This is a genomic window from Pseudomonas sp. M1 (assembly GCF_022760135.1).
Lineage (GTDB): Bacteria > Pseudomonadota > Gammaproteobacteria > Pseudomonadales > Pseudomonadaceae > Pseudomonas > Pseudomonas citronellolis.
In genome coordinates this window covers 5,781,666-5,803,701 of record NZ_CP094343.1, presented here as the reverse complement: position 1 = coordinate 5,803,701, position 22,036 = coordinate 5,781,666, and the positions used below count along the sequence as shown (strand labels likewise).

19 protein-coding genes and 3 tRNA genes are annotated in these 22,036 nt (G+C 65.1%); 13 read left to right on the top strand and 9 right to left on the bottom strand.

The window, feature by feature from the left end:
* Positions 1–2 precede the first annotated feature (2 nt).
* The 3 genes from pilV to PM1_RS25675 all read right to left on the bottom strand — a co-directional run bounded on the left by pilV (position 3) and on the right by PM1_RS25675 (position 1,644).
* The gene (pilV, locus tag PM1_RS25685) at positions 3–506 is read right to left on the bottom strand and encodes a type IV pilus modification protein PilV (RefSeq protein ID WP_024128151.1); all 504 of its coding nucleotides are present in this window, start codon (positions 504–506) and stop codon (positions 3–5) included.
* Positions 503–982 (bottom strand): GspH/FimT family pseudopilin, encoded by a 480-nt coding sequence (locus PM1_RS25680; RefSeq protein WP_009617574.1) that lies wholly within the window; start codon positions 980–982, stop codon positions 503–505. The genes pilV and PM1_RS25680 overlap by 4 nt, the downstream gene beginning before the upstream one ends.
* 149 nt (positions 983–1,131) lie before the next feature.
* Positions 1,132–1,644, bottom strand: a complete 513-nt coding sequence (locus PM1_RS25675; protein WP_009617575.1) for a GspH/FimT family protein — start codon at positions 1,642–1,644, stop codon at positions 1,132–1,134.
* Between the two features lie 178 nt (positions 1,645–1,822).
* Here PM1_RS25675 and thiO point away from each other — a divergent pair, with 178 nt between their 5' ends.
* Positions 1,823–2,932, top strand: coding sequence for a glycine oxidase ThiO (gene thiO, locus PM1_RS25670; RefSeq protein ID WP_009617577.1), 1,110 nt, complete (start codon positions 1,823–1,825; stop codon positions 2,930–2,932).
* 97 nt (positions 2,933–3,029) lie between these two features.
* Here thiO and PM1_RS25665 read toward each other — a convergent pair whose 3' ends face one another.
* The 4 genes from PM1_RS25665 to PM1_RS25650 form a co-directional block, all read right to left on the bottom strand.
* A complete protein-coding gene (locus PM1_RS25665) occupies positions 3,030–4,367 on the bottom strand; it encodes a sigma-54-dependent transcriptional regulator (RefSeq protein ID WP_009617580.1) in 1,338 nt (445 codons plus the stop codon).
* A gap of 11 nt (positions 4,368–4,378) precedes the next feature.
* The gene (locus tag PM1_RS25660) at positions 4,379–5,968 is read right to left on the bottom strand and encodes a sensor histidine kinase (protein ID WP_009617582.1); all 1,590 of its coding nucleotides are present in this window, start codon (positions 5,966–5,968) and stop codon (positions 4,379–4,381) included.
* A complete protein-coding gene (locus PM1_RS25655) occupies positions 5,961–6,191 on the bottom strand; it encodes a PP0621 family protein (RefSeq protein ID WP_009617584.1) in 231 nt (76 codons plus the stop codon). The genes PM1_RS25660 and PM1_RS25655 overlap by 8 nt, the downstream gene beginning before the upstream one ends.
* Positions 6,192–6,329: 138 nt before the next feature.
* The gene (locus PM1_RS25650; RefSeq protein WP_009617585.1) at positions 6,330–7,343 is read right to left on the bottom strand and encodes an outer membrane protein assembly factor BamD; all 1,014 of its coding nucleotides are present in this window, start codon (positions 7,341–7,343) and stop codon (positions 6,330–6,332) included.
* Positions 7,344–7,489: 146 nt separating this feature from the next.
* Between PM1_RS25650 and rluD the strand changes: the two genes are divergently transcribed.
* The 4 genes from rluD to clpB all read left to right on the top strand — a co-directional run bounded on the left by rluD (position 7,490) and on the right by clpB (position 12,082).
* Entirely contained in the window at positions 7,490–8,449 is a 960-nt protein-coding gene (gene rluD / locus PM1_RS25645; protein WP_009617586.1) for a 23S rRNA pseudouridine(1911/1915/1917) synthase RluD, read from the top strand.
* Positions 8,446–9,174 (top strand): peptidoglycan editing factor PgeF, encoded by a 729-nt coding sequence (gene pgeF / locus PM1_RS25640; RefSeq protein WP_009617587.1) that lies wholly within the window; start codon positions 8,446–8,448, stop codon positions 9,172–9,174. Before rluD ends, pgeF begins: the two co-directional genes overlap by 4 nt.
* 100 nt (positions 9,175–9,274) lie before the next feature.
* Positions 9,275–9,439: a hypothetical protein gene (locus PM1_RS25635; RefSeq protein WP_024128152.1), complete on the top strand. Its 165-nt coding sequence runs from the start codon at positions 9,275–9,277 to the stop codon at positions 9,437–9,439.
* Between the two features lie 78 nt (positions 9,440–9,517).
* Positions 9,518–12,082 carry an ATP-dependent chaperone ClpB gene (gene clpB, locus PM1_RS25630; RefSeq protein ID WP_009617588.1) on the top strand — a complete coding sequence of 855 codons (2,565 nt, stop codon included), beginning with the start codon at positions 9,518–9,520 and terminating at the stop codon, positions 12,080–12,082.
* Between the two features lie 416 nt (positions 12,083–12,498).
* On the opposite strand, the gene PM1_RS25625 is transcribed toward clpB, so the two are convergent.
* Both PM1_RS25625 and PM1_RS25620 read right to left on the bottom strand, forming a co-directional pair.
* A complete protein-coding gene (locus PM1_RS25625) occupies positions 12,499–12,831 on the bottom strand; it encodes a PilZ domain-containing protein (RefSeq protein WP_009617596.1) in 333 nt (110 codons plus the stop codon).
* A gap of 3 nt (positions 12,832–12,834) precedes the next feature.
* Entirely contained in the window at positions 12,835–15,180 is a 2,346-nt protein-coding gene (locus PM1_RS25620) for a DUF1631 domain-containing protein (RefSeq protein ID WP_009617599.1), read from the bottom strand.
* Positions 15,181–15,389: 209 nt separating this feature from the next.
* Here PM1_RS25620 and PM1_RS25615 point away from each other — a divergent pair.
* From PM1_RS25615 to cyoE, 8 genes are all read left to right on the top strand, one after another.
* Positions 15,390–15,465, top strand: a tRNA-Asn gene (locus tag PM1_RS25615).
* A 9-nt stretch (positions 15,466–15,474) separates the two neighbouring features.
* Positions 15,475–15,551 (top strand) — tRNA-Pro (locus tag PM1_RS25610).
* A gap of 6 nt (positions 15,552–15,557) precedes the next feature.
* Positions 15,558–15,633, top strand: a tRNA-Lys gene (locus PM1_RS25605).
* 1,350 nt (positions 15,634–16,983) lie between these two features.
* Positions 16,984–17,910: a ubiquinol oxidase subunit II gene (cyoA, locus tag PM1_RS25600; protein WP_009617601.1), complete on the top strand. Its 927-nt coding sequence runs from the start codon at positions 16,984–16,986 to the stop codon at positions 17,908–17,910.
* Positions 17,911–17,918: 8 nt separating this feature from the next.
* Entirely contained in the window at positions 17,919–19,895 is a 1,977-nt protein-coding gene (cyoB, locus tag PM1_RS25595) for a cytochrome o ubiquinol oxidase subunit I (RefSeq protein ID WP_009617603.1), read from the top strand.
* A gap of 3 nt (positions 19,896–19,898) precedes the next feature.
* Positions 19,899–20,528 (top strand): cytochrome o ubiquinol oxidase subunit III, encoded by a 630-nt coding sequence (gene cyoC / locus PM1_RS25590; RefSeq protein WP_009617605.1) that lies wholly within the window; start codon positions 19,899–19,901, stop codon positions 20,526–20,528.
* Positions 20,528–20,866: a cytochrome o ubiquinol oxidase subunit IV gene (gene cyoD / locus PM1_RS25585; RefSeq protein ID WP_009617607.1), complete on the top strand. Its 339-nt coding sequence runs from the start codon at positions 20,528–20,530 to the stop codon at positions 20,864–20,866. The genes cyoC and cyoD overlap by 1 nt, the downstream gene beginning before the upstream one ends.
* 10 nt (positions 20,867–20,876) lie before the next feature.
* Positions 20,877–21,764 carry a heme o synthase gene (gene cyoE / locus PM1_RS25580; RefSeq protein ID WP_009617609.1) on the top strand — a complete coding sequence of 296 codons (888 nt, stop codon included), beginning with the start codon at positions 20,877–20,879 and terminating at the stop codon, positions 21,762–21,764.
* Positions 21,765–22,036 lie beyond the last annotated feature (272 nt).

Below are 22,036 nucleotides of genomic sequence, written 5' to 3'. Positions count from 1 at the left end.
CATCACAATCCCGTCCTGAGCCGGTAATGGCATGTCGTACCGCTGGATTCGTCCATGCATTCGCCTGCCTTGCTGGTCCAGGCGATCTGTATTTCTACGGCTGAGCCCGAAGCGTCGCAGGCTCCCGGTGTTTTACTCTTGCAAATGTAGAAGTCGCCTTTTAGAAGCGAATCCGCCCCAGGCAACAGTGTCTTGGCTCTTGCCGCCCAGCAGCCTAGGCGATCGCTGGCGCTATCTGGCATTGGCACGCAAGAGTCGGGGGCGTTCGGAAAGTCGCTACCGGTATTCTTCACGTAGCTGCTGACGTTCGCGGAGTCGCTACGAATCAGTTCCATGAGGTCGCTGGCCAACATTTGAGCACTGCTCCGTTGGACCGAATCCTGGGTGTAGGGAATGGCTTTGCTCTGAAGGGCCACCATTCCAAGGATTCCTACGCAGATCAGCAACAGACTGATGAGAACTTCAATCAGGCTGAAACCCATGTGATGATATTTCGACGCGCTCATGAGCATTCCCCGGGCTTGCTGGTACTGGGCGGAAGAACACGGCCGGTAACCTGAACGCCGATATAACGGCAAACGCTGTCATCCTGGGTTGAGCAGAGGGTGATGCAATAGGCGCTACCCGTACTGCCGGAAGAGTTGAATATCACGTTCGCAGTGCTGGAAGACGCGGCTACATTGCTGCCCAGCCCGGAGTCTCCCAATTGGCGAAGTGTGGTGTTCCCAACTTTCACCGTCAGATCTCCATTCCAGGTATCTGCTGCCGGGGCGCTCAAGACGACGTTTGCCTGACGCACCACCGCTTCGGTTCTGGTGTACTGCAAAAGTCGATAAAGTTCGTCCGCCGAGCTCTGCACGTTGTTATTGCGAATGGTGCTGGTGAAACTGGGCAGTGCGATCGAGGCGAAGACCGCCACCAGAACGATTACCACCATCAACTCGATCAACGTGAACCCCGCCATTTCCTTGGGGCGCGACATGGCGCATTCCTCCAGTTTGTCTTGAAGGAAATGCTGCCAATTTGTGTGGGAAATGTCCCTTTTTGTTGGATGGCCGATACAAAACGCGCGATGTCCGGTCATATCCGCTGGTCTTCTGTGACCTCGGTCGCAGAGCGGCTGTGCGCTGCTCAGCGTGGGCAGAGGCTGGCGCTGGGGGCGCTTTCGTGGCGGATGCGGCCGCTGCGGTTGATCACGATCCGGTGGGCTGTGGCGTGCTGGGCACAGATCCGGAAATGGCCGGCGTGGAAGGCGCCGTTGGGGCGGATGGCCTGGCCCTGGGGGCGGTAGTGGATATAGCTGCGGGAGGTTTCGTCCGGGTATATCTGCACGCCTTCCAGGGGCGGGTGTAGGCGCAGCCGGGGTTCGCCGGATTGCTGTTGGCCGTCGTTGTTGTCGTCGTGGAACAGCGCCCAGCCTTTGGCCCAATCGCCTTCGTGGGCCACGACGCTGACCGGGCGGCCGGTCAGTACCGCGGTTTGCCGGGCATGGCTCAGGGCGCCATGCAGGCTGTGCAGGGCGACAAGGGCGCGATTTGACTGGAGCAGGTTGTCGAAGGCCGGTACGGCCAGGCTGGCGAGCAGCGAGAGCAGGAGAATCGAGAGCAATGCTTCCAGCAGGCTGAATCCGCGATTCTTGGGCATGAGGAGCCGTCCCTGGCTTTGCCTTGCTGCCGCAGTATCTTTCTTCTGGTCCGTTATCTGGGCCTTGGATGTCGTGCGTCGATTCCGGCGAAGGTGTGGGACGCTTCGCTTCGGTGGGGTTGGTATAGTGGCGCGCCGGATGACCGTCCGGTTTCCTGTCGGTTCGAGGTGCAGCGGTATGTCGGATGTTCTGCTTGTCGGTGGTGGCGTTATCGGGCTGTTGAGTGCCTGGACCCTGGGGCGCGAGGGGCTGCGGGTGACTCTGGTCGAGCGTGGCGAGACCGGGCGCGAGGCCTCCTGGGCCGGCGGCGGCATCGTTTCCCCGCTCTACCCCTGGCGCTACAGCCGGGCGGTGGCGAACCTGGCGCACTGGTCGCAGGACTTCTATCCGGCGCTGGGCCAGCAACTGCTGGAGGACACCGGCGTCGACCCCGAGGTGCACGTCACCGGCCTCTACTGGCTGGACCTGGACGACCAGGCCGAGGCGCTGGCCTGGGCCCGCGCCAACGACCGGCCGCTGCAAGAGGTGGATATCTCGGCGGTCCATGATGCCGTCCCCGCACTGGGAGCCGGCTTCCAGAAAGCGGTCCACATGCCGGGCGTGGCCAACGTGCGCAACCCGCGCCTGGCGCGTTCGCTGCGCGAGGCGCTGCGGCGCATGCCGAACGTCGAGGTGCGTGAAGGCTGCGAGGTCAGCGGTTTCATCCAGGAGCAAGGCGCCATTCGTGGCGTGCGTTGCGCCGCCGGCGAGCTGCGGGCCGATGCGACCGTGCTGGCGGCCGGCGCCTGGAGCGGCGAGCTACTGGCCGGCCTGGGCCTGGAACTGCCGGTCGCGCCGGTGAAGGGGCAGATGATTCTCTACAAGTGCGCGGCGGATTTCCTGTCGAGCATGGTGCTGGCCAAGGGGCGCTATGCCATTCCGCGGCGCGACGGCCATGTCCTGGTGGGCAGCACCCTGGAGCATGCCGGCTTCGACAAGACGCCCACGGACGAGGCCCTGGCCAGCCTGCGCGCTTCCGCCGAGGAATTGCTGCCGGCGCTCGCCGGGCTGGCGCCGGTGGGGCATTGGGCAGGGCTGCGGCCGGGCTCGCCCGAGGGCATTCCCTTCATCGGCCAGGTGCTGGGGTACGAAGGGCTTTGGCTGAACACCGGGCACTACCGCAACGGCCTGGTGTTGGCGCCGGCGTCCTGCCGGTTGCTGGCGGACCTGATGTCGAAGCGCGAGCCGATCATCGAGGCGCAGCCCTATGCGCCGGAAGGGCGGTTGGTGGCGACGCCGTTGGCGTGATCCCGTTCGCGAGGACGGGCAGGGCGGCAATAGATGGGCTTTGCGTAGGGCGAACGGTTATCCGCCCTACGTTCTGCCTGGGCGGGGCGTAAGGGGCTCAATCGATCCCTAGCTTCTTCAAGCGATAGCGCATCGAACGGAACGTCAGCCCCAGTCGCTGGGCCGCGGCGGTACGATTCCAGCGGGTTTCTTCCAAGGCCTGCATGATCAGCTTGCGTTCGATCTCTTCGAGGTAATCCTCGAGATTGTCGATTTGCGCCAGGCTGGCCTCGCCGCTTTCGCCGCCGCCGGTGGCCTCGGCGAAACGAAGGTCGTTGGGCTGGATGACATCGTCCTCGCACAGGGTGTAGGCGCGTTCGAGCATGTTCTCCAGTTCGCGCACGTTGCCCGGGAAGCGGTAGCTCTTGAGCTTTTCCAGGGCTTCGGGGCTGACCTGCGCCGCGGCCAGGCCGCTGTCGCTGGCCAGGCGCTTGAGCACGCGCTCGGTGAGCAGCGGGATGTCCTCGCGGCGCTCGCGCAGCGGCGGCACGCGCAGTTCGATGACGTTCAGGCGGTAATAGAGGTCTTGGCGGAAGCGGCCGGCGGCGACTTCCGCGGCCAGGTCCTTGTGGGTGGCGCAGAGCACGCGCACGTCCACCGCCACTTCCTGCTGGCCGCCCACTGCGCGCACGGCCTTTTCCTGGATGGCGCGCAGCAGTTTCACCTGCATCGGCAAGGGCAGGTCGGCCACTTCGTCGAGGAACAGGGTGCCGCCATTGGCGGCCTGGAACAGGCCCTGCTTGTCTTCCACGGCGCCGGTGAAGCTGCCTTTCTTGTGCCCGAAGAATTCGCTTTCCATCAGCTCGGACGGGATGGCGCCGCAGTTCACCGGGACGAAGGCCACTTCGCTGCGCGGGCCCTGTTCGTGGATCAGCCGGGCCACCAGTTCCTTGCCGCTGCCGGATTCGCCGCTGATGTAGACCGGCGCCTGGCTGCGCGCCAGCTTGGCGATCTGGTTGCGCATCTGCCGCATGGGCGGCGAGTCGCCCAGCAGGCGGTTGTCCACCGGCGCGTCTTCCGCGCCCGGCGAGCGCAGGCGCAGGGCCGTGGCCACCAGTTCGCGCAGGCGGCCGAGGTCCACCGGTTTGGTGAGGAAGTCGAAGGCGCCGGCCTTGAGCGCGTTGACCGCGGTGTCCAGGCTGCCGAAGGCGGTGATCATGGCCACCGGCACCTGCGGGTGGCGCTGCTGGATGTGCTGCACCAGGTCCATGCCGGTGCCGTCGGGCAGGCGCATGTCGGTCAGGCACAGGTCGAAGGGCTCGCGGGCCAGGTATTCCTTGGCCTCCTTGACGTTGCGGGCGCTGCGGGTGTCCAGCTTCATGCGGCCGAGGGTGATCTCCAGCAGCTCGCGGATATCCGGTTCGTCGTCGACGATCAGGGCTTTTTGCCGGCTCATGCTCTTTTCTTTCAGCTCTGCTTGCGCGGGTGGGCGAAGGTGATGCGGAAGCTGCCACCGCCTTCGTCGCGGTTCTTGAAGTCGATGCGGGCCTGGTTGCTTTCGCACAGCTCGCGGGAAATGTACAGGCCCAGCCCGGTGCCCTTGCTCTCGGTGGTGAAGAAGGGTTCGAACAGCTTGCCCAGCTGCTCCGGGGCGATGCCGGGGCCGTCGTCGAGCACCTCCAGCACCGGCAGGTCGCTGTCCCGGTCGCGGAACAGGTTCAACCACACCTGGCCGCTGCCGTTCTGCCGGGCACTGTACCGTAACCCATTCTGCACCAGGTTACCCAGCACCTGGGTGAGTTGGCTGGGGTCCATGCGCGTCTGGATCTCGCCGCCGCCCAGTTGCAGGTGGATCTGCTGGTCGCCGCGCAGGCCTTCGCGCTGCTCGTCGGTGAAGCGTTGCAGCCACTGCCTGAGGTCCAGCTGTTGCGGCTCGGCCTGGCGCCGCCGCGACAGTTGCAGGACGTTCTCGATCACCAGGTTCATGCGCCGCGACTGGTCCTGGATGATCTGCGTCAGGCGCCGGTCGGGGGCATCGAGCGTTTCGGACTCCTGCAGCAGCTGCGCGGCGTGGCTGATGGCGCCCAGCGGGTTGCGGATCTCGTGGGCGATGCCGGCGGTGAGCCGGCCCAGGGCCGCCAGCTTGAGCTGCTGGGCCTGCTGGGCGATCTGCGAGATGTCTTCGAGGAACACCAGGGTGTGCTGTTCCTCGCCGCGGCGCAGCGGGATGAAGCTCGGCTGCAGCATGGGGCCGCCTTCGGGCGCCTGCAGGCTGGGCGGGCGCAGCGAGGGGTTGCGTTCCCACTGCTGCAGGCTGTCGAGCAGCTCCGGGCAATGCTCGGTGGCGAGCTTGCCCGCCAGTTCCGGCTGGGCCAGCAGGCCCAGGGCGCTCTGGTTGGCCAGCAGCACGCGGTGCCGGCTGTCCAGTACCAGGATGCCGGTGCGCATGCGCTGCAGGATGAGGGCGTTGAGTTCTTCGAGGTTGGCCACGGTGGTGGCGCGTTCCTCGGCCAGGTGCTCGGTGAGTTGCTGGCGCCGCGCCAGGCCCTGCAGCAGCAGCGCGGCGGCGAAGCTCAGGGCGCCGAGGCTGCCGGCCTGGACGTAGTGGTTGATCGCCGTGGGCTGGCTGAGGCTGAGGTAGAAGGTCAGGTAGATCATGCCGATCGCGGCGACGGCGGCGATCAGCAGGCCGATGCGCCCGCGCAGCAGGATGTTGGCGATGCCCACCGCCACCACCAGCAGGTTGCCGATGCCGCTGGGCACGCCGCCGGCGGCGTAGAACAGGCCGCACAGCGCGAGGATGTCGAACAGCGCCAGGAGGAAGATCGGCAGCAACTGGCGCGGCGTCGGCATCAGCACGGCGATCAGGATGTTGACGATCAGGTAGCTCCAGCAGCTGGCATGGAACAGCGCCGACTGGCCGACGTTGAGCACGCGGTCGTCGAGGTCGCTGGAAATCAGCAGCACCAGCAGCAGGCCGATGCTCAGGCGGTACAGGTGGTACAGGCGGAGGATGCGCTGCCCCTGCTGGCCGCTGATGGGGATGGCCTTAGCCATGCCGCTGGCTGTCCTGCTGCAGGTGCGCCTGGCTGCAGTACCAGCGCTGCTCGTGCTGCAGCGCGTTGGCGCGCGGCACGTGCACGCCGCACTGGGCGCAGCGGACCATGGGCTCGGCCGGGTCGTCCGGCGGCGCCTGGGGCGGGCGTTGCGGGCGGGTAGCCTTGCGCCACAGCCACCAGATCAGGGCAATGAGGAGGATCCAGAACAGCAGGCGGACCATGGCGTTCCCTTTTTTCGTGAAGAGCCGCAGTTTATCCGAGCCACCACGGCGAACAAGTCGCGCGGGCCGGTACTGTGCGGCAGATTCGCGCGGGCATGAAAAAGGGAGGCCGGAGCCTCCCTCTGCATGGCGGGTCGATCAGTCGACCAGGCCGAAGGTCAGGTAGTGCCACCAGGAGTGGCTCTTCTTGCCGCTGGTGTCCGGCTTCTCGACTTCCTCGTCCTGGTGCTCGGGCTGCAGCTCGCGCGGGATTTGCTGGCGCGCGTCTTCGTACTGGCGCATCACGTCCTTGCTCGCCTGGGTTTCCATCTGCGGCGGCGCGGTGTTGGAGTCGATCAGGCCGAGGGTGGCCTTGGCCAGCCAGGAGCGGCTGCTGTCGTCGTCCTCGCGGGGCTCGAACTGGCCGTCCTTCAGGCTGGGGTTGTCCGGGTAGTTGAGCTTGAGGGTCTGCAGGCTGCTGTCGGCCAGGTCGTTCAGGCCCAGGCGCTGGTAGGCCTCGGTCATGATCGCCAGGCCATCGCCGACGGCCGGGGTCTCCTGGAAGTTCTCCACCACGTAGCGGCCACGGTTGGCGGCGGCCACGTAGGCCTTGCGCTTGAGGTAGTAGTGGCCGACGTGCACTTCGTAGGCCGCCAGCAGGTTGCGCAGGTAGACCATGCGCGCCTTGGCGTCCGGGGCGTAGCGGCTGTTGGGGAAGCGGCTGGTGAGCTGGGCGAACTCGTTGAAGGAGTCGCGCGCCGCGCCCGGGTCGCGCTTGGTCAGGTCCAGCGGCAGGAAGCGCGCCATCAGGCCGCGGTCCTGGTCGAAGGAGGCCAGGCCCTTCATGTAGTAGGCGTAGTCGACGTTCGGGTGCTGCGGGTGCAGGCGGATGAAGCGCTCTGCCGCCGAACGCGCGGCTTCCGGCTCAGCGTTCTTGTAGTTGGCGTAGATCAGCTCCAGCTGCGCCTGCTCGGCGTAGCGGCCGAACGGGTAGCGCGACTCCAGCGCCTTCAGCTTGTTGATGGCATTGGTGTAGCTGTTGTTGCCGAGGTCTTCCTGCGCCTGCTGATACAGCTGGCTCTCGCTCAGGTTCTCGTCGACCTTGTCGCCCTTGGACGAGCAGGCGGAGACCAAGACGAGGGTGGCGATCAGCAGCAGGTGTTTCACTTGCATGGCGGCTTGCGTCCCTGGACGGTCGGCTGTCGCGGCCGCATCCGTCTGTTATGATTGGCGCCCCAGGCGAACCCCTGGGACAAAGGCCCCGTATTTAACCACAGCGTGCCGCCCACCAAAAGGTGGCGCGCCTACTGTGTCCCATCATGTCCGATCTCATCCAACTGGCGGCAGAAGTGCCGTTCGACCTGGGCGGCCAACGCCTCGACCAGGTCGCCGCACAACTCTTCCCCGAACACTCCCGCTCGCGCCTGGCCGGCTGGATCAAGGACGGCCGCCTGACCGTCGACGGCGCCGTGCTGCGCCCGAAGGACGTCGTCCACGCCGGCTCGCACCTGGCGCTGGAGGTGCAGCTGGAGGCCCAGGGCGAATGGAAGGCCCAGGACATCGAGCTGGACATCGTCTACGAGGACGAGCACATCCTGGTGATCGACAAGCCCGCGGGGCTGGTGGTCCACCCGGCCGCCGGGCACCAGGACGGCACCTTGCTCAACGCCCTGCTGCACCACGTGCCGCACCTGGCCAACGTGCCGCGCGCCGGCATCGTGCACCGCCTGGACAAGGACACCACCGGCCTGATGGTGGTGGCCAAGACCCTCGAAGCCCATACCAACCTGGTCGCCCAGTTGCAGGCGCGTTCGGTGAGCCGTATCTACGAGGCCATCGTGGTCGGGGTGATAGTCGCCGGCGGCAAGATCGACGCGCCCATCAGCCGCCACGGCGTGATGCGCCAGAAGATGGCGGTGGTGCCCACCGGCAAGCAGGCGATCAGTCATTACCGGGTGCTGGAGCGCTTCCGCTCGCACACCCATACCCGGGTGAAGCTGGAGACCGGCCGCACCCACCAGATCCGCGTACATATGTCGCACATCGGCTTCCCGCTGGTGGGCGACCCGGTCTACGGCGGGCGCTTCCGCATTCCGCCAGGGGCCAGCCCGACGCTGGTCGAGTCGCTGCGCGACTTCCCGCGCCAGGCCCTGCATGCGCGCTTCCTCGAACTGGACCACCCGGCGACCGGCGAGCGCATGAAGTGGGAGTCGCCGCTGCCCGACGACTTCACCTGGCTGCTCAGCCTGCTGCGTCAGGACAACGAGTCCTTCGTATGACCTCGCCCTGGCTCATCCCCGACTGGCCGGCGCCGGCCAACGTGCGCGCCTGCGTCAGCACCCGCGCCGGCGGGGTGAGCCAGGCGCCGTTCGACAGCTTCAACCTCGGCGACCACGTCGGCGACGAGCCGGCCGCGGTGGCCGAGAACCGCCGCCGCCTGGAACAGGCCCAGGGCTGCCGGCCGGCCTGGCTGAGCCAGGTGCACGGCATCGAGGTGGTGGAAGCCGATCCGTCCCGCGTCGCCACTGCCGACGCCAGCTGGAGCGCCACGCCGGGCATCGCCTGCGCGGTGCTCACCGCCGATTGCCTGCCGGCGCTGTTCTGCGACCGCGCCGGCACCCGCGTTGCGGCGGCCCACGCCGGCTGGCGCGGGTTGGCCGGCGGCGTGCTGGAAGCCACCCTGGACAGGCTGGCGGTGCCGGCTGGCGAGGTGCTGGTCTGGCTCGGCCCGGCCATCGGCCCGCAGGCCTTCGAGGTCGGTCCGGAAGTCCGTGAAGCCTTCCTCGCCGACCACGCCGAGGCCGCGGCGGCCTTCGTGCCCAGCGTCAATGCCGGCCGCTACATGGCCGATATCTACCAGCTCGCGCGCATCCGCCTGGCCGCGCGTGGCGTGACCGCCGTCTACGGCGGAGGGCTGTGCACCTTCAGCGATACCGAGCGCTTCTATTCCTACCGCCGCAACCCGCGCACCGGGCGCCAGGCCAGCCTGGTCTGGTTGACCTGACTCTGTAGGTCCCGATCTTCGTAGGAGCGAGCTTGCTCGCGAACAGGTTCCGCAGCCCCGTAGGATGGGTTGAGCCTGCGAAACCCATACGGTCGTGGTGATGGGTATCGCTTCGCTCAACCCATCCTACGAAGAGCGCCTCGGCGCAGTCGGCAATACCCTTCCCCTGCATTCGGATGCCTATGCCGTGGTGGCCTTGCGCCGGCACGAACTGACCGGCGTCATGGCGAATTGGCTTGAAGCGGCCAAAATCGTCCTTATCTAACTGGCATCCCGGCGGGTTGTTTCTTCATCAGGGGCAGGTATCGCCCCGACCCGCTATCTAGAAGGAAGGACGAACTCCATGCGAATCGACCGTTTGACCAGCAAGCTGCAACTGGCGCTGTCCGATGCCCAGTCCCTGGCCGTTGGCCACGATCACCCGGCCATCGAGCCGGTGCACCTGCTTTGCGCCCTGATCGACCAGCAGGGCGGCTCCATCAAGCCCCTGCTGATGCAGGTCGGCTTCGATATCCCGGCCCTGCGCGCTGCCCTGAATAAAGAGCTGGACGCGCTGCCGAAGATCCAGAATCCCACGGGCGATGTGAACCTCTCGCAGGACCTGGCGCGCCTGCTCAACCAGGCCGACCGCCTGGCCCAGCAGAAGGGCGACCAGTTCATCTCCAGCGAGCTGGTGCTGCTCGCTGCCCTGGACGACAACGCCAAGCTCGGCAAGCTGCTGCTCGGCCAGGGCGTGAGCAAGAAGGCCCTGGAGAACGCGGTGAACAACCTGCGCGGCGGCGAGGCGGTCAACGACCCCAATGCCGAGGAGTCGCGCCAGGCCCTGGACAAGTACACCGTGGACATGACCAAGCGCGCCGAGGACGGCAAGCTCGACCCGGTGATCGGCCGTGACGACGAGATTCGTCGCACCATCCAGGTCCTGCAGCGGCGCACCAAGAACAACCCGGTGCTGATCGGCGAGCCCGGCGTGGGCAAGACCGCCATCGTCGAAGGCCTGGCCCAGCGCATCGTCAACGGCGAGGTGCCCGACGGCCTCAAGGACAAGCGCCTGCTGGCCCTGGACATGGGCGCGCTGATCGCCGGCGCCAAGTTCCGCGGCGAGTTCGAGGAGCGCCTGAAGGCGGTGCTCAACGAGCTGTCCAAGCAGGAAGGGCGGATCATCCTGTTCATCGACGAACTGCACACCATGGTCGGCGCCGGCAAGGCCGAGGGCGCCATGGACGCCGGCAACATGCTCAAGCCGGCCCTGGCCCGCGGCGAGCTGCACTGCGTCGGCGCCACCACCCTGGACGAATACCGCCAGTACATCGAGAAGGACGCGGCCCTGGAGCGGCGATTCCAGAAGGTGCTGGTGGACGAGCCCAGCGAGGAAGACACCATCGCCATCCTGCGTGGCCTGAAGGAGCGCTACGAGGTGCACCACGGGGTGACCATCACCGACGGCGCCATCATCGCCGCGGCCAAGCTGTCGCACCGCTACATCACCGACCGCCAGCTGCCGGACAAGGCCATCGACCTGATCGACGAGGCCGCCAGCCGCATCCGCATGGAGATCGACTCCAAGCCGGAGGAACTGGACCGCCTGGACCGCCGCCTGATCCAACTGAAGATCGAGCGCGAGGCGCTGAAGAAGGAAGACGACGAGGCCACCAAGAAGCGCTTGGCCAAGCTGGAAGAAGACATCGCCAAGCTCGAACGCGAATACGCCGACCTGGAAGAGATCTGGAAGTCGGAGAAGGCCGAGGTGCAAGGCTCGGCGCAGATCCAGCAGAAGATCGAGCAGGCCAAGACCGAGCTGGAGCTGGCCCGCCGCAAGGGCGACCTCAACCGCATGGCCGAGCTGCAGTACGGGGTGATCCCGGACCTTGAGCGCAGCCTGCAGATGGTCGACCAGCACGGCAAGGCGGAGAACCAGCTGCTGCGCAACAAGGTGACCGACGAGGAAATCGCCGAGGTCGTGTCCAAGTGGACCGGCATCCCGGTGTCGAAGATGCTCGAAGGCGAGCGCGAGAAGCTGCTGCGCATGGAAGACGAGCTGCACAAGCGCGTCATCGGCCAGCACGAAGCGGTGGTGGCGGTGGCCAACGCCGTGCGCCGTTCCCGCGCCGGCCTGGCCGACCCCAACCGGCCCAGCGGTTCCTTCCTGTTCCTCGGCCCGACCGGGGTGGGCAAGACCGAGCTGTGCAAGGCCCTGGCCGAATTCCTCTTCGACACCGAAGAGGCGCTGGTGCGCATCGACATGTCCGAGTTCATGGAAAAACACTCGGTGGCCCGCCTGATCGGCGCCCCGCCGGGCTACGTCGGCTACGAGGAAGGCGGCTACCTGACCGAGGCCGTGCGCCGCAAGCCGTACTCGGTGGTGCTGATGGACGAGGTAGAGAAAGCCCACCCGGACGTCTTCAACATCCTCCTGCAGGTGCTGGAAGACGGCCGCCTGACCGACAGCCATGGCCGCACCGTGGACTTCCGCAACACGGTGGTGGTGATGACCTCCAACCTCGGTTCGGCGCAGATACAGGAGCTGGTCGGCGACCAGGAGGCCCAGCGCGCGGCGGTGATGGACGCGGTGAACGCGCACTTCCGTCCGGAGTTCATCAACCGGATCGACGAGGTGGTGGTGTTCGAACCGCTGGCCCGCGAGCAGATCGCCGGCATCGCCGAAATCCAGATGGGCCGCCTGCGCAAGCGCCTGGCCGAGCGCGAGCTGAGCCTGGAGCTGAGCACGGAGGCGATGGACAAGCTGATCGCCGTCGGCTTCGACCCGGTATACGGCGCGCGGCCGCTGAAGCGGGCGATCCAGCGCTGGATCGAGAACCCGCTGGCGCAGTTGATCCTGGCCGGCAAGTTCCTTCCCGGGGCGAAGATCCATGCCAAGGTGGAGGGCGACGAGATCGTGTTTGCCTGATCTTGGTGCCTATAGATAGAAAGCCCCGCATTGCGGGGCTTTTTCTTTTTTGCTTTTGTTTTTTGCTTTTGTAGGAGCGAGCTTGCTCGCGAACAGCGTTCTGCTGGTCAGGTTCGGTGCATATCCTGAAGAACGCCCTCTCCCTAACCCTCGGCTGCGCGCCCCGCCCTGAAGGGAGAGGGGGGCAGACGCTGATGTTCTGGAATCAGCCGGCTAGCACAGAGATTGCCGGCTGAAACCACGCCATTTCTCGGCACGGACAAGCCCCCCTCTCCCTTCAGGGAGAGGGCTGGGGAGAGGGAGCGGGGTCAAGCCGAGGCACCCAGGCCACCTGGAAACTCCATTCGCGAGCAAGCTCGCTCCTACGAGGAGCCCAGCTGGGAAATCGGGAATGGTCCGTGTAGCACGAAGCCCCCTCAAAGATGCGCAATCAACTCTTCCAGCGCCTTCGCCTGGTCGTCCGCCAGGTCGATGATGTGGAAGCCTGCCCAGCCCAGCTGCCCGTCGGTGCCCTTGCGGCTCCACAGGCAGTCGGCGCCCAGGGTGATCTCGCCTACCTCGTGCAGCGGCGGCAGGGGCACCAGGCGGCATTCCAGCACCGAATCCGCCGCCGGCACGTCGACGCCGCAGAGCATGAAGCCTTCGACGGAGAGGTCGGCCAGGCGGCCGAGGCTGCGTCCGGTGTGGCGGTCGAAGACCTCGACCTTCAGGTCCGTGCTGTGCCGGTTGTGCTGGCGGCGTTCGTCCATCGCTTACTCCTCGGATGGGCTGTTGGGACGCCCGGCAAAGCGCTGCAGCATGCGGTAGATGGCGCCGAGCGCGCGGTCGACCAGGGGCTGGGCCCCGGCTCCGGCCAGGCGCACCTTGCCCTGTTCCATCTCCAGCGCCAACTGGCCGATGGGTTTGACGGCGACGCGCTGCCCCAGGTGATCGACGAACATATAGTTGCGCGTGGTGGGGCTGAACCAGGACAGCTTCAGGCGCCGTGGCGGCGTGCTGTCGGTGAACTCGAACCAAGTGCCGAATTCGATGCGGCGCAGTTCCTCCATGATCGCCCGGGCGCGGATGGACAGGCTTTCCTCGGTCTGCCGCTCGGCCACGCTTTCGCCGTCGAGCATCGCCCCCAGCGGGCTTTCCGGCAGTTCGGGGTGCAGCCTGGCGGCGATTTCCGGCTGCTGCGCCTGGATCGCGTGCTGGCAGGCGACCAGGTCCTGCAGCAGGCGGCGGATGCCTTCCTCGTGATAGCCGCCGAGCACTTCCAGGCCCTTGCGCAGGTCTTCCAGCAGCGCCGGGCGCATGGCTTGCAGGCGTTCGCGGCCGGCGCTGTCCTGCGGCGTGACGCTCCAGGCCAGTTGCTCGGCGATCTCGCAGGCGCGGCGCCATTCGTCGCTGTCCTCGCCGTTGCGCAGGAGGATGAAGGTCAGGGCGTCGGCCCAGCTGAGGTCGAGGAAGTTGCGCACCAGCTGCGGCAGCTCGCGTTCGGCGCAGGCCTTGCGGATGACCTCGATCGCCTGTTCGCGCGCGCCCAGCAGGCGGTCGCGGCCGCGGGCCGCCTCGGTGGCGCGGCGTTCGCGCAGTTCGGCCTTCTGGCGGATGTTGCCGATGTATTCGTTGAAGTCGCCGAGCAGCTCGTCGAACAGGCGCAGGTCGCCGGCGAAGTCCTGGATCACCCGCTCGACCACCCAATGCATCTTCGCCAGCAGCCCGCGCTCCTCGCCGTCGCCGCCGTACAGCGAACCGGCCTGGGCCATGGCGTTGAGCAGGCGGCGGGCCGGGTGGTGGTGCTGGGTGAACAGCGCCTTGTCCTGCAGGGCCACCTTGAGGAAGGGCGTGTGCAGGTGGGAGAGGGTGGTCTTGCAGCTGTCCGGCAGGCTTTCGTCGTCGAGGATGAAGTCGAAGACCATGCCGACCAGGTCGATGACGTCGGCTTCCTGGTCGGTCAGCTTGTTCTGCCCGGGGCGGTCGCTGCCGGCTTCCAGTTGCTGGTGCAGGTCCTCCTTGAACTGCTGGACCGCCTGGGGCTGGCGGATGCGCCGGGCGAGGTCCTGGGCGGAGATGCGCTGCAGGCGGTTGAGCGCGTCGAGCAGTTCCCCGGCGCTGTAGGTGCGGGTAGCGCTGCGTGGCGTCAGGCGGGCGATGCTGTCGCTATGGCCGAAGTTCTCCAGGCCGCGCCGCCGGTGTTCGGCGAGCAGGGCGTTGAGGCCGCCGTAGAGCGCCTGCTGGTCGCTGGGCGGGTAGGGCGGCAGCTCGCTGAAGTCCAGCGGCGGCGCTTCGGTACTGGCGGACGCGCCCGGGGCGCCGGGAGGTACCGTGGCGTTGCTGCCTCCGCTGCCGGTATCGGCCGGCGCCGCTGGCGTGGCTTGCCCGGGGGCCGCTGCACTCGGGCGTGGTGCCGGGCGAGAGCCCTGCTGGGCGCGGTAGCGCAGGTTGGGCAGGATGCCGGCCTCGGTCAGGCGCCGGTTCAGCTGTTCATATAGAGGCGGCAGGTTGCGCATCACCTGCTGGTCGAACAAGACATAGAGCACGGTCTTGATGCGCAGGGCGAAGCGGCTTTCCGCGAGCATCTCGCGGAAGCACTGGGCGATCGCCTGGGGGCCGAAGGGGTTGCTGTCCTCGGCCAGCTTGCTGCCGTTGTTGAGCAGGGCCAGGCGCTGGTCCAGGGCGAACAGGGATTGCGCGCACTGCGCCTTGACCTGGTTCACCATGTTGGTGATGAGCAGGGTTTCCTCGTATTCCTCGTTGCCGACCAGGGACAACTGCTCGACGTCCAGCTCCTCCAGGTGCGCCCGGGAGGGCAGGGTGCCCTGCATGAAGTCGCCAAGGCCCTTGGCGAAGCGCTGGTGATAAAGGCGCTCGAGGGTGGGGCGCTGGCGGCGGATCTCGCGCATGCTGTCGAAGAACAGCGCCTGCACCTGGTTGTTCTCGGCCTTCTCGGCGCATTCGAAGAGGGTGTCGTCGACCTGGGCGAAGACCGCTCCCAGGAGTTCCGCCAGGTGGTTCATCGCCAACTGCCGGCAGCCCTGTACCAGCTCGCCGAAGCGTGGCTGGATGGCCCGGCTGGCGACGTTGGAAGACGGCGGGGTGTCCTTCGAACTCATGGGCGATCCTGTCCGTGATCTCAGCGCCTGCAGGCGAGGGCAACTTGTTTTATGCAGATATAGCAATCTGCCTGCCGGCCTGCAAAGAAAAAGAAGAAAAACTTTTTGGATCAGAGGGTTGACAGTCCGTTCGAGACCCGTAAAATGGCGCGCCTCTGATACGGGAAACGGCAACGCCGAAACGTAGAAGGGATTGGAAGGCTCGTCGTTCCGCGATAGCTCAGTCGGTAGAGCAAGTGACTGTTAATCACTGGGTCCCTGGTTCGAGTCCAGGTCGCGGAGCCAACTTCCAAGCGGGGTATAGCGCAGTCCGGTAGCGCGCCTGCTTTGGGAGCAGGATGTCGGGAGTTCGAATCTCTCTACCCCGACCATATCGAGGGTCGTTAGCTCAGTCGGTAGAGCAGTTGGCTTTTAACCAATTGGTCGTAGGTTCGAATCCTACACGACCCACCATCTTCCAGCCGGTCGCCCAGGTGAACGGCAATCGAAAAGCCCGCAGTCTCGTTGAGATCGCGGGCTTTTTCGTTTTTCGTCTGGGGTGTTTGGGCTGGGGCTGGGATTTGTAGGAGCGAGCTTGCTCGCGAACCGGCCGGTGATATCTGCGCTTTGGTTCCACTCCGCTCCCTCTCCCTAACCCTCTCCCTGAAGGGAGAGGGGACCGTTCGGAGTGCGTGGGTATTCCTGAGTTAGCCGGCAGCGCTGAAGGTTTCCAGCTGAAACCATTCCTCCTCTCGGCACGGACAAGCCCCCTCTCCCTTCAGGGAGAGGGCTGGGGAGAGGGGCTCTTGAGGATGTACACCAAGTCATCCGGCATCCTCCATTCGCGAGCAAGCTCGCTCCTACGAAGAGCTGAACCATCCCTCCAGTGCCGGCTGGTGCGACTGAAACCTCGCTGAAATACAAATCCAATCACGCTGTCATTTCGCTGGACTAATGTTTTTCACCGTTTGTGTCCTTCGCGAAATCAGTCATATCCGGCCGGATTTTTCCCAGTCAAAAACGGCCACGCCGTTAGAATCTGAAACGCTTTTCCCGCTCGAATCGCTTGCTGCGGCGATGTGTCGCACTCTGCGCAGGGCGTTTGCGACAGCTTTTTCGGCTCTCTTGATCGAGATCATTTCCAGCCTTGCGAGGTTGTTCTAGGGCACCTCGCCAAGGCACCTTCTGATGCGGCTGGATGCAGCGCCAGCCGGGGCATTCAGCCCTCCTGGCGAGGGCTTTCGGAAGGCTCCGGAAAGCGCCTTTCCAACCTTGCATTTCCTGTGGGAATTGCTCGTTTTTCGAGCAGTGGTGGCGGCCACTCTTAACCCTGGCGAGATAATGTCTTGTTAAAAATGAGACCATCAGGCCTTGCCAGTGGTTTCTGAAATGTCTTGTAATATCGCCCGCCCATTCCTGACCCCATAGCGCCTCGGTTCCAGCGTCGCAGAACCTTGGCAGGCACCCGCCGCAGGCGGTGCTGGAATAACAACGAGGGGCTGACTGTGGTGGGTTTCTGCTCAACAACGAGTAGGGCAATCCGCTCGTGAACAGGTGTCGGCCAGGCAGGCTTCCGAGGAAGCGGCAGGGCAGGCGCCAACACGCTGAATAACACGGAACGAATCAGCACACGGATCGGTTTCGCTACGCGAAAGCCGGGCTGGGTTCCTTTTGCCTTGTTTTCTTGCAGCGCCGATTCGCTACCCCATGGATCCACTAAGACGTCTCGCCTTGGAAGGCGCGGCGGGCAGTTCGTCGAGCATGAACCCTGCGTGGGTAAATCTCATGGGCGGTGTAGCTATGTTCATCCATTAAGGCCGCAAGATGAAAATAGACCAGTACTCTGGATACCTGAAGAGATTGTCCGTGCTGCTCCCCCTGCTCTCGCTGGGTGGCTGCAACATGGTCCTGTTCGACCCCAAGGGGCAGATCGGCGTCGACGAGAAGTCGCTGATCATCACCTGCACCCTGCTGATGCTGCTCGTGGTGGTGCCGGTCATCGTCATGACCCTGGCATTCGCCTGGAAATACCGCGCTTCCAACACCAAGGCCACCTACATGCCCGACTGGGCGCACTCCACCCGCATCGAGGTGGTGGTGTGGCTGGTGCCCTGCATCATCATCGCCATCCTCGGCTGGCTGACCTGGGAATCCACCCACAAGCTGGACCCCTATCGCCCGCTGGATTCCGACGTCAAGCCGATCACCATCCAGGCCGTCTCGCTGGACTGGAAGTGGCTGTTCATCTATCCGGAACAGGGCATCGCGACCGTCAACGAGATCGCCTTCCCGAAAGACACCCCGGTGAACTTCCAGATCACCTCGGACACCGTGATGAACTCCTTCTTCATTCCGCAGCTGGGTAGCCAGATCTACTCGATGACCGGGATGCTGACCAAGCTGCACCTGATCGCCAACGAAGAAGGCGTGTTCGACGGCATCTCCGCGAACTACAGCGGCAGCGGCTTCTCCGGCATGAAGTTCAAGGCCATCGCCACTTCCGAGCAGGGCTTCCAGGACTGGGTCGCCAAGGTCAAGTCCGCCCAGGCCGGCCTCACCGAGGAAGGCTTCCCCGAGCTGGCCAAGCCGAGCGAAAACGTTCCGGCTACCTACTTCTCCTCGGTCACCCCGGACCTGTTCCAGCACATCCTGACCAAGCACGAGCGTGCCGGTCTGGCCATGGGCAAGGGCAAGGCCGAGCACGCCGAAGGCGAAGCAGAATCGCAATCCAATCCGAGTATCCAGGAGTAACCGCGCAGATGTTCGGGAAACTGACTCTGTCGGCCGTGCCTTATCACGAGCCGATCATCATGGTCACGCTGGCGGTCGTTGCCCTGTTGGGCATCGGCGTCTTCGGCGCGATCACCTACTACCGCAAGTGGACCTACCTGTGGACCGAATGGCTGACCTCCATCGACCACAAGAAGATCGGCGTGATGTACATCATCGTCGCCCTGATCATGCTGCTGCGCGGCTTCGCCGACGCCATCATGATGCGCGGCCAGCTGGCCCTGGCCGAAGGTGCCAACCACGGCTTCCTGCCGCCTGAGCACTACGACCAGATCTTCACCGCGCACGGCATGATCATGATCATCTTCATGGCCATGCCCTTCATGACCGGCCTGATGAACCTGGCCGTGCCGCTGCAGATCGGCGCCCGCGACGTGGCCTTCCCGTTCCTGAACTCCCTCAGCTTCTGGCTGCTGGTGGTCAGTGCGATGCTGGTCAACGTGTCCCTGGGCCTGGGCGAATTCGCCCGTACCGGCTGGGTGGCCTACCCGCCGCTGTCCGAGCTGGCCTACAGCCCGGGCGTGGGTGTGGACTATTACATCTGGGCCTTGCAGATATCCGGCATGGGTACGCTGCTGACCGGTATCAACTTCCTGGTCACCGTGTTCAAGATGCGCACCCCGGGCATGAAGCTGATGCAGATGCCGATCTTCACCTGGACCTGCACCTTCGCCAACATCCTGATCGTCGCGTCCTTCCCGATCCTGACCGCGGCCCTGGGCCTGCTGTCGCTGGACCGCTACCTGGACATGCACTTCTTCACCAACGAGCTCGGCGGCAACGCCATGATGTACATCAACCTCTTCTGGGCCTGGGGCCATCCTGAGGTGTACATCCTGATCCTGCCGGCTTTCGGTATCTTCTCCGAAGTCACCGCCACCTTCGCCGGCAAGCGCATGTTCGGCTACACCTCGATGGTGTGGGCGAGCGCCGCGATCACCTTCCTCGGCTTCACCGTGTGGCTGCACCACTTCTTCACCATGGGTTCGGGCGGCGACGTCAACGGCTTCTTCGGCGTTGCGACCATGCTGATCTCCATCCCCACCGGGGTGAAGCTGTTCAACTGGCTGTTCACCATCTACCGCGGCCGCCTGCGCTTCGACACCCCGATCCTGTGGACCCTGGGCTTCATGATCACCTTCACCATCGGTGGCATGACCGGCGTTCTGCTGGCCATCCCGGGCGCTGACTTCCTGCTGCACAACAGCCTGTTCCTGATCGCCCACTTCCACAACACCATCATCGGTGGCGCGGTGTTCGGCTACCTGGCCGGCTTCGTCTTCTGGTTCCCGAAAGCCTTCGGCTTCAAGCTGGACGAGAAGTGGGGCAAGCGTTCCTTCTGGTGCTGGCTGGTCGGCTTCTACATGGCCTTCATGCCGCTGTACATCCTCGGCTTCATGGGCATGACCCGTCGCCTGAACCACTACGACAACCCGCTGTGGAAGCCGTACCTGGTGGTGGCGTTCTTCGGCGCCGTGCTGATCCTGTTCGGCATCCTCAGCCAACTGATCCAGCTGTTCGTCTCCATCAAGAACCGCAAGCAACTGGCCGACGTGACCGGCGACCCGTGGGGCGGCCGTACCCTGGAATGGTCCACTTCCTCGCCGCCGCCGTACTACAACTTCGCCGAGCTGCCGGTGGTGCGTGATGTCGACGCCTTCCACGAAATGAAGCAGAACGGCCGCGCCTACCAGGCCCCGGCCTCGTACAAGCCGATCCACATGCCGAAGAACACCGCCGCTGGCTTCTCCATCGCGCTGTTCGCCTTCATCTTCGGCTTCGCTGCGATCTGGCACATCTGGTGGCTCGCGGGTATCGGCTTCGTCGGCATGATCGCCTCCGTCATCGTGCGCAGCTACGTCACCGACCTGGACTACTACGTCCAGCCGGACGAGATCGAGCGCATCGAGAACCGCCACTTCCAGCAACTCGCCAAACAGGTCTGATCCATGTCTACGGCAGTATTGAGCAAACACTCGGTCGCCCACGAAGCGGGGCATGACCACGATCACGAACACCACGACGCGGGTGGCATGACGGTCTTCGGCTTCTGGCTGTACCTGATGACCGACTGCATCCTGTTCGCCAGTGTCTTCGCCACCTACGCTGTGCTCGTCGGCCATACGGCCGGCGGCCCCAGCGGCAAGGACATCTTCGAACTGCCCTACGTGGCCGTCGAAACCGCGATCCTGCTGATCTCCAGCTGCACCTACGGCCTGGCCATGCTGGCCGCGCACAAGGGCGCCAAGGCCAAGGCCATCGCCTGGCTGGGCGTGACCTTCCTCTGCGGCGCCGCGTTCATCGCGATGGAAGTCAACGAGTTCCATCACCTGATCGTCGAAGGCTTCGGCCCGAGCCGCAGCGCCTTCCTGTCGTCCTTCTTCACCCTGGTCGGCATGCACGGCCTGCACGTGACCGCAGGCCTGCTGTGGATGCTGGTGCTGATGGCGCAGATCGGCAGCCGTGGCCTGACCGCGCAGACCAACACCCGCATGATGTGCCTGAGCCTGTTCTGGCACTTCCTGGACATCGTCTGGATCTGCGTATTCACAGTCGTCTACCTGATGGGGGCCGTGTAATGAGCGCCGCTGCACACGACAACCACGGCGCCGGCCACGGCAGCCTGGGTTCCTACGCAATCGGTTTCGTGCTGTCGATCATCCTCACCGCGATTCCGTTCTACATGGTCATGGACGGCGGCTTCACCCGCCACGCGACCATCCTCACCATGGTCATCCTCGGCCTGGTGCAGGTGGTGGTGCACCTGGTGTGCTTCCTGCACATGAACATGTCCTCGGAAGGCCGCTGGAACGTGATGGCGTTCATCTTCACGGTGATCGTCATCCTGCTGGTGGTGGGCCTGTCGCTGTGGATCATCTTCAGCGCCGATGGCCTGATGATGCCGATGGTGAACTGAGGCTGACGACGTGAAGCTGAAGCGTTATCTCCTGGTGACCAAGCCGGGCATCATCTTCGGCAACCTGATCGCCGTGGCGGGGGGCTTCTTCCTCGCCGCGCGCGGCAGTGTCGACCCGATGCTGCTGCTGGCGACGGTGATCGGGCTGTCGCTGGTGGTGGCCAGCGGGTGCGTGCTGAACAACTGCATCGACCGCGACATCGACCGCCACATGGAGCGGACCCGCGGCCGCGTGACCGTGACCGGGCAGATCTCGCTGAAGGCCGCCCTGGCCCACGGCGTGGTGCTCGGCCTGGCCGGCTTCGGCCTGCTGCTGTGGAAGACCAACCTGCAGGCGACCCTGATGGCGGCGTTCGGCTTCGTGGTCTACGTCGGCTTCTACAGCCTGTGGCTCAAGCGCACGTCGATCTACGGCACCCTGGTGGGCAGCCTCTCCGGGGCCATGCCGCCGGTGGTGGGCTACTGCGCCGCGGCCGGTCATTTCGACATGGGCGCCGCGGTGCTGCTGCTGATCTTCTGCCTGTGGCAGATGCCGCACTCCTACGCCATCGCCATCTTCCGCCTGAACGACTACAAGGCGGCGGGTATCCCGGTGTGGCCGGTGGCGCGCGGCATCGAAGCGACCAAGCGGCAGATCCTCTACTACGTGCTGGCCTTCGGCGCCGCCACCCTGCTGCTGACCCTGACCGGCTTCGCCGGCTACGGTTACCTAGTGGTGGCCCTGGCGGTCAGCGCCTGGTGGCTGTTCATCGCCGTGTCGGGCTTCCGCGCCGAAGACGATCGCCTGTGGGCACGCAAGCTGTTCGCGTTCTCCATCATCGCCATCAGCGTGCTGAGCCTGATGATGTCGATCGACTTCCAGGGCCTCCCGGCCCCGGCGCTGGTCGCGGCGCTCTAAGGCAAGCCAGTGGTACGAAAAAGCCGCCTCTCGGGGCGGCTTTTTCATGCCTGAAAAAACATCGCGAACGTTACGCTGCGATCGCGCACGGCTTTTCGTAGGAGCGAGCTTGCTCGCGAACAATAGACCCACCGCCGAACCCTCCTGTAGGAGCGGGCCCTGCCCGTGATTCGCGCGCAGGGCGCGCTCCTACAGGGAGCACGGCATTTTCCGGCGGGCGTAGGAGCGGACCTTGTCCGCGATAGCCGGACGTATCGGCGCGTTTCGCGGAT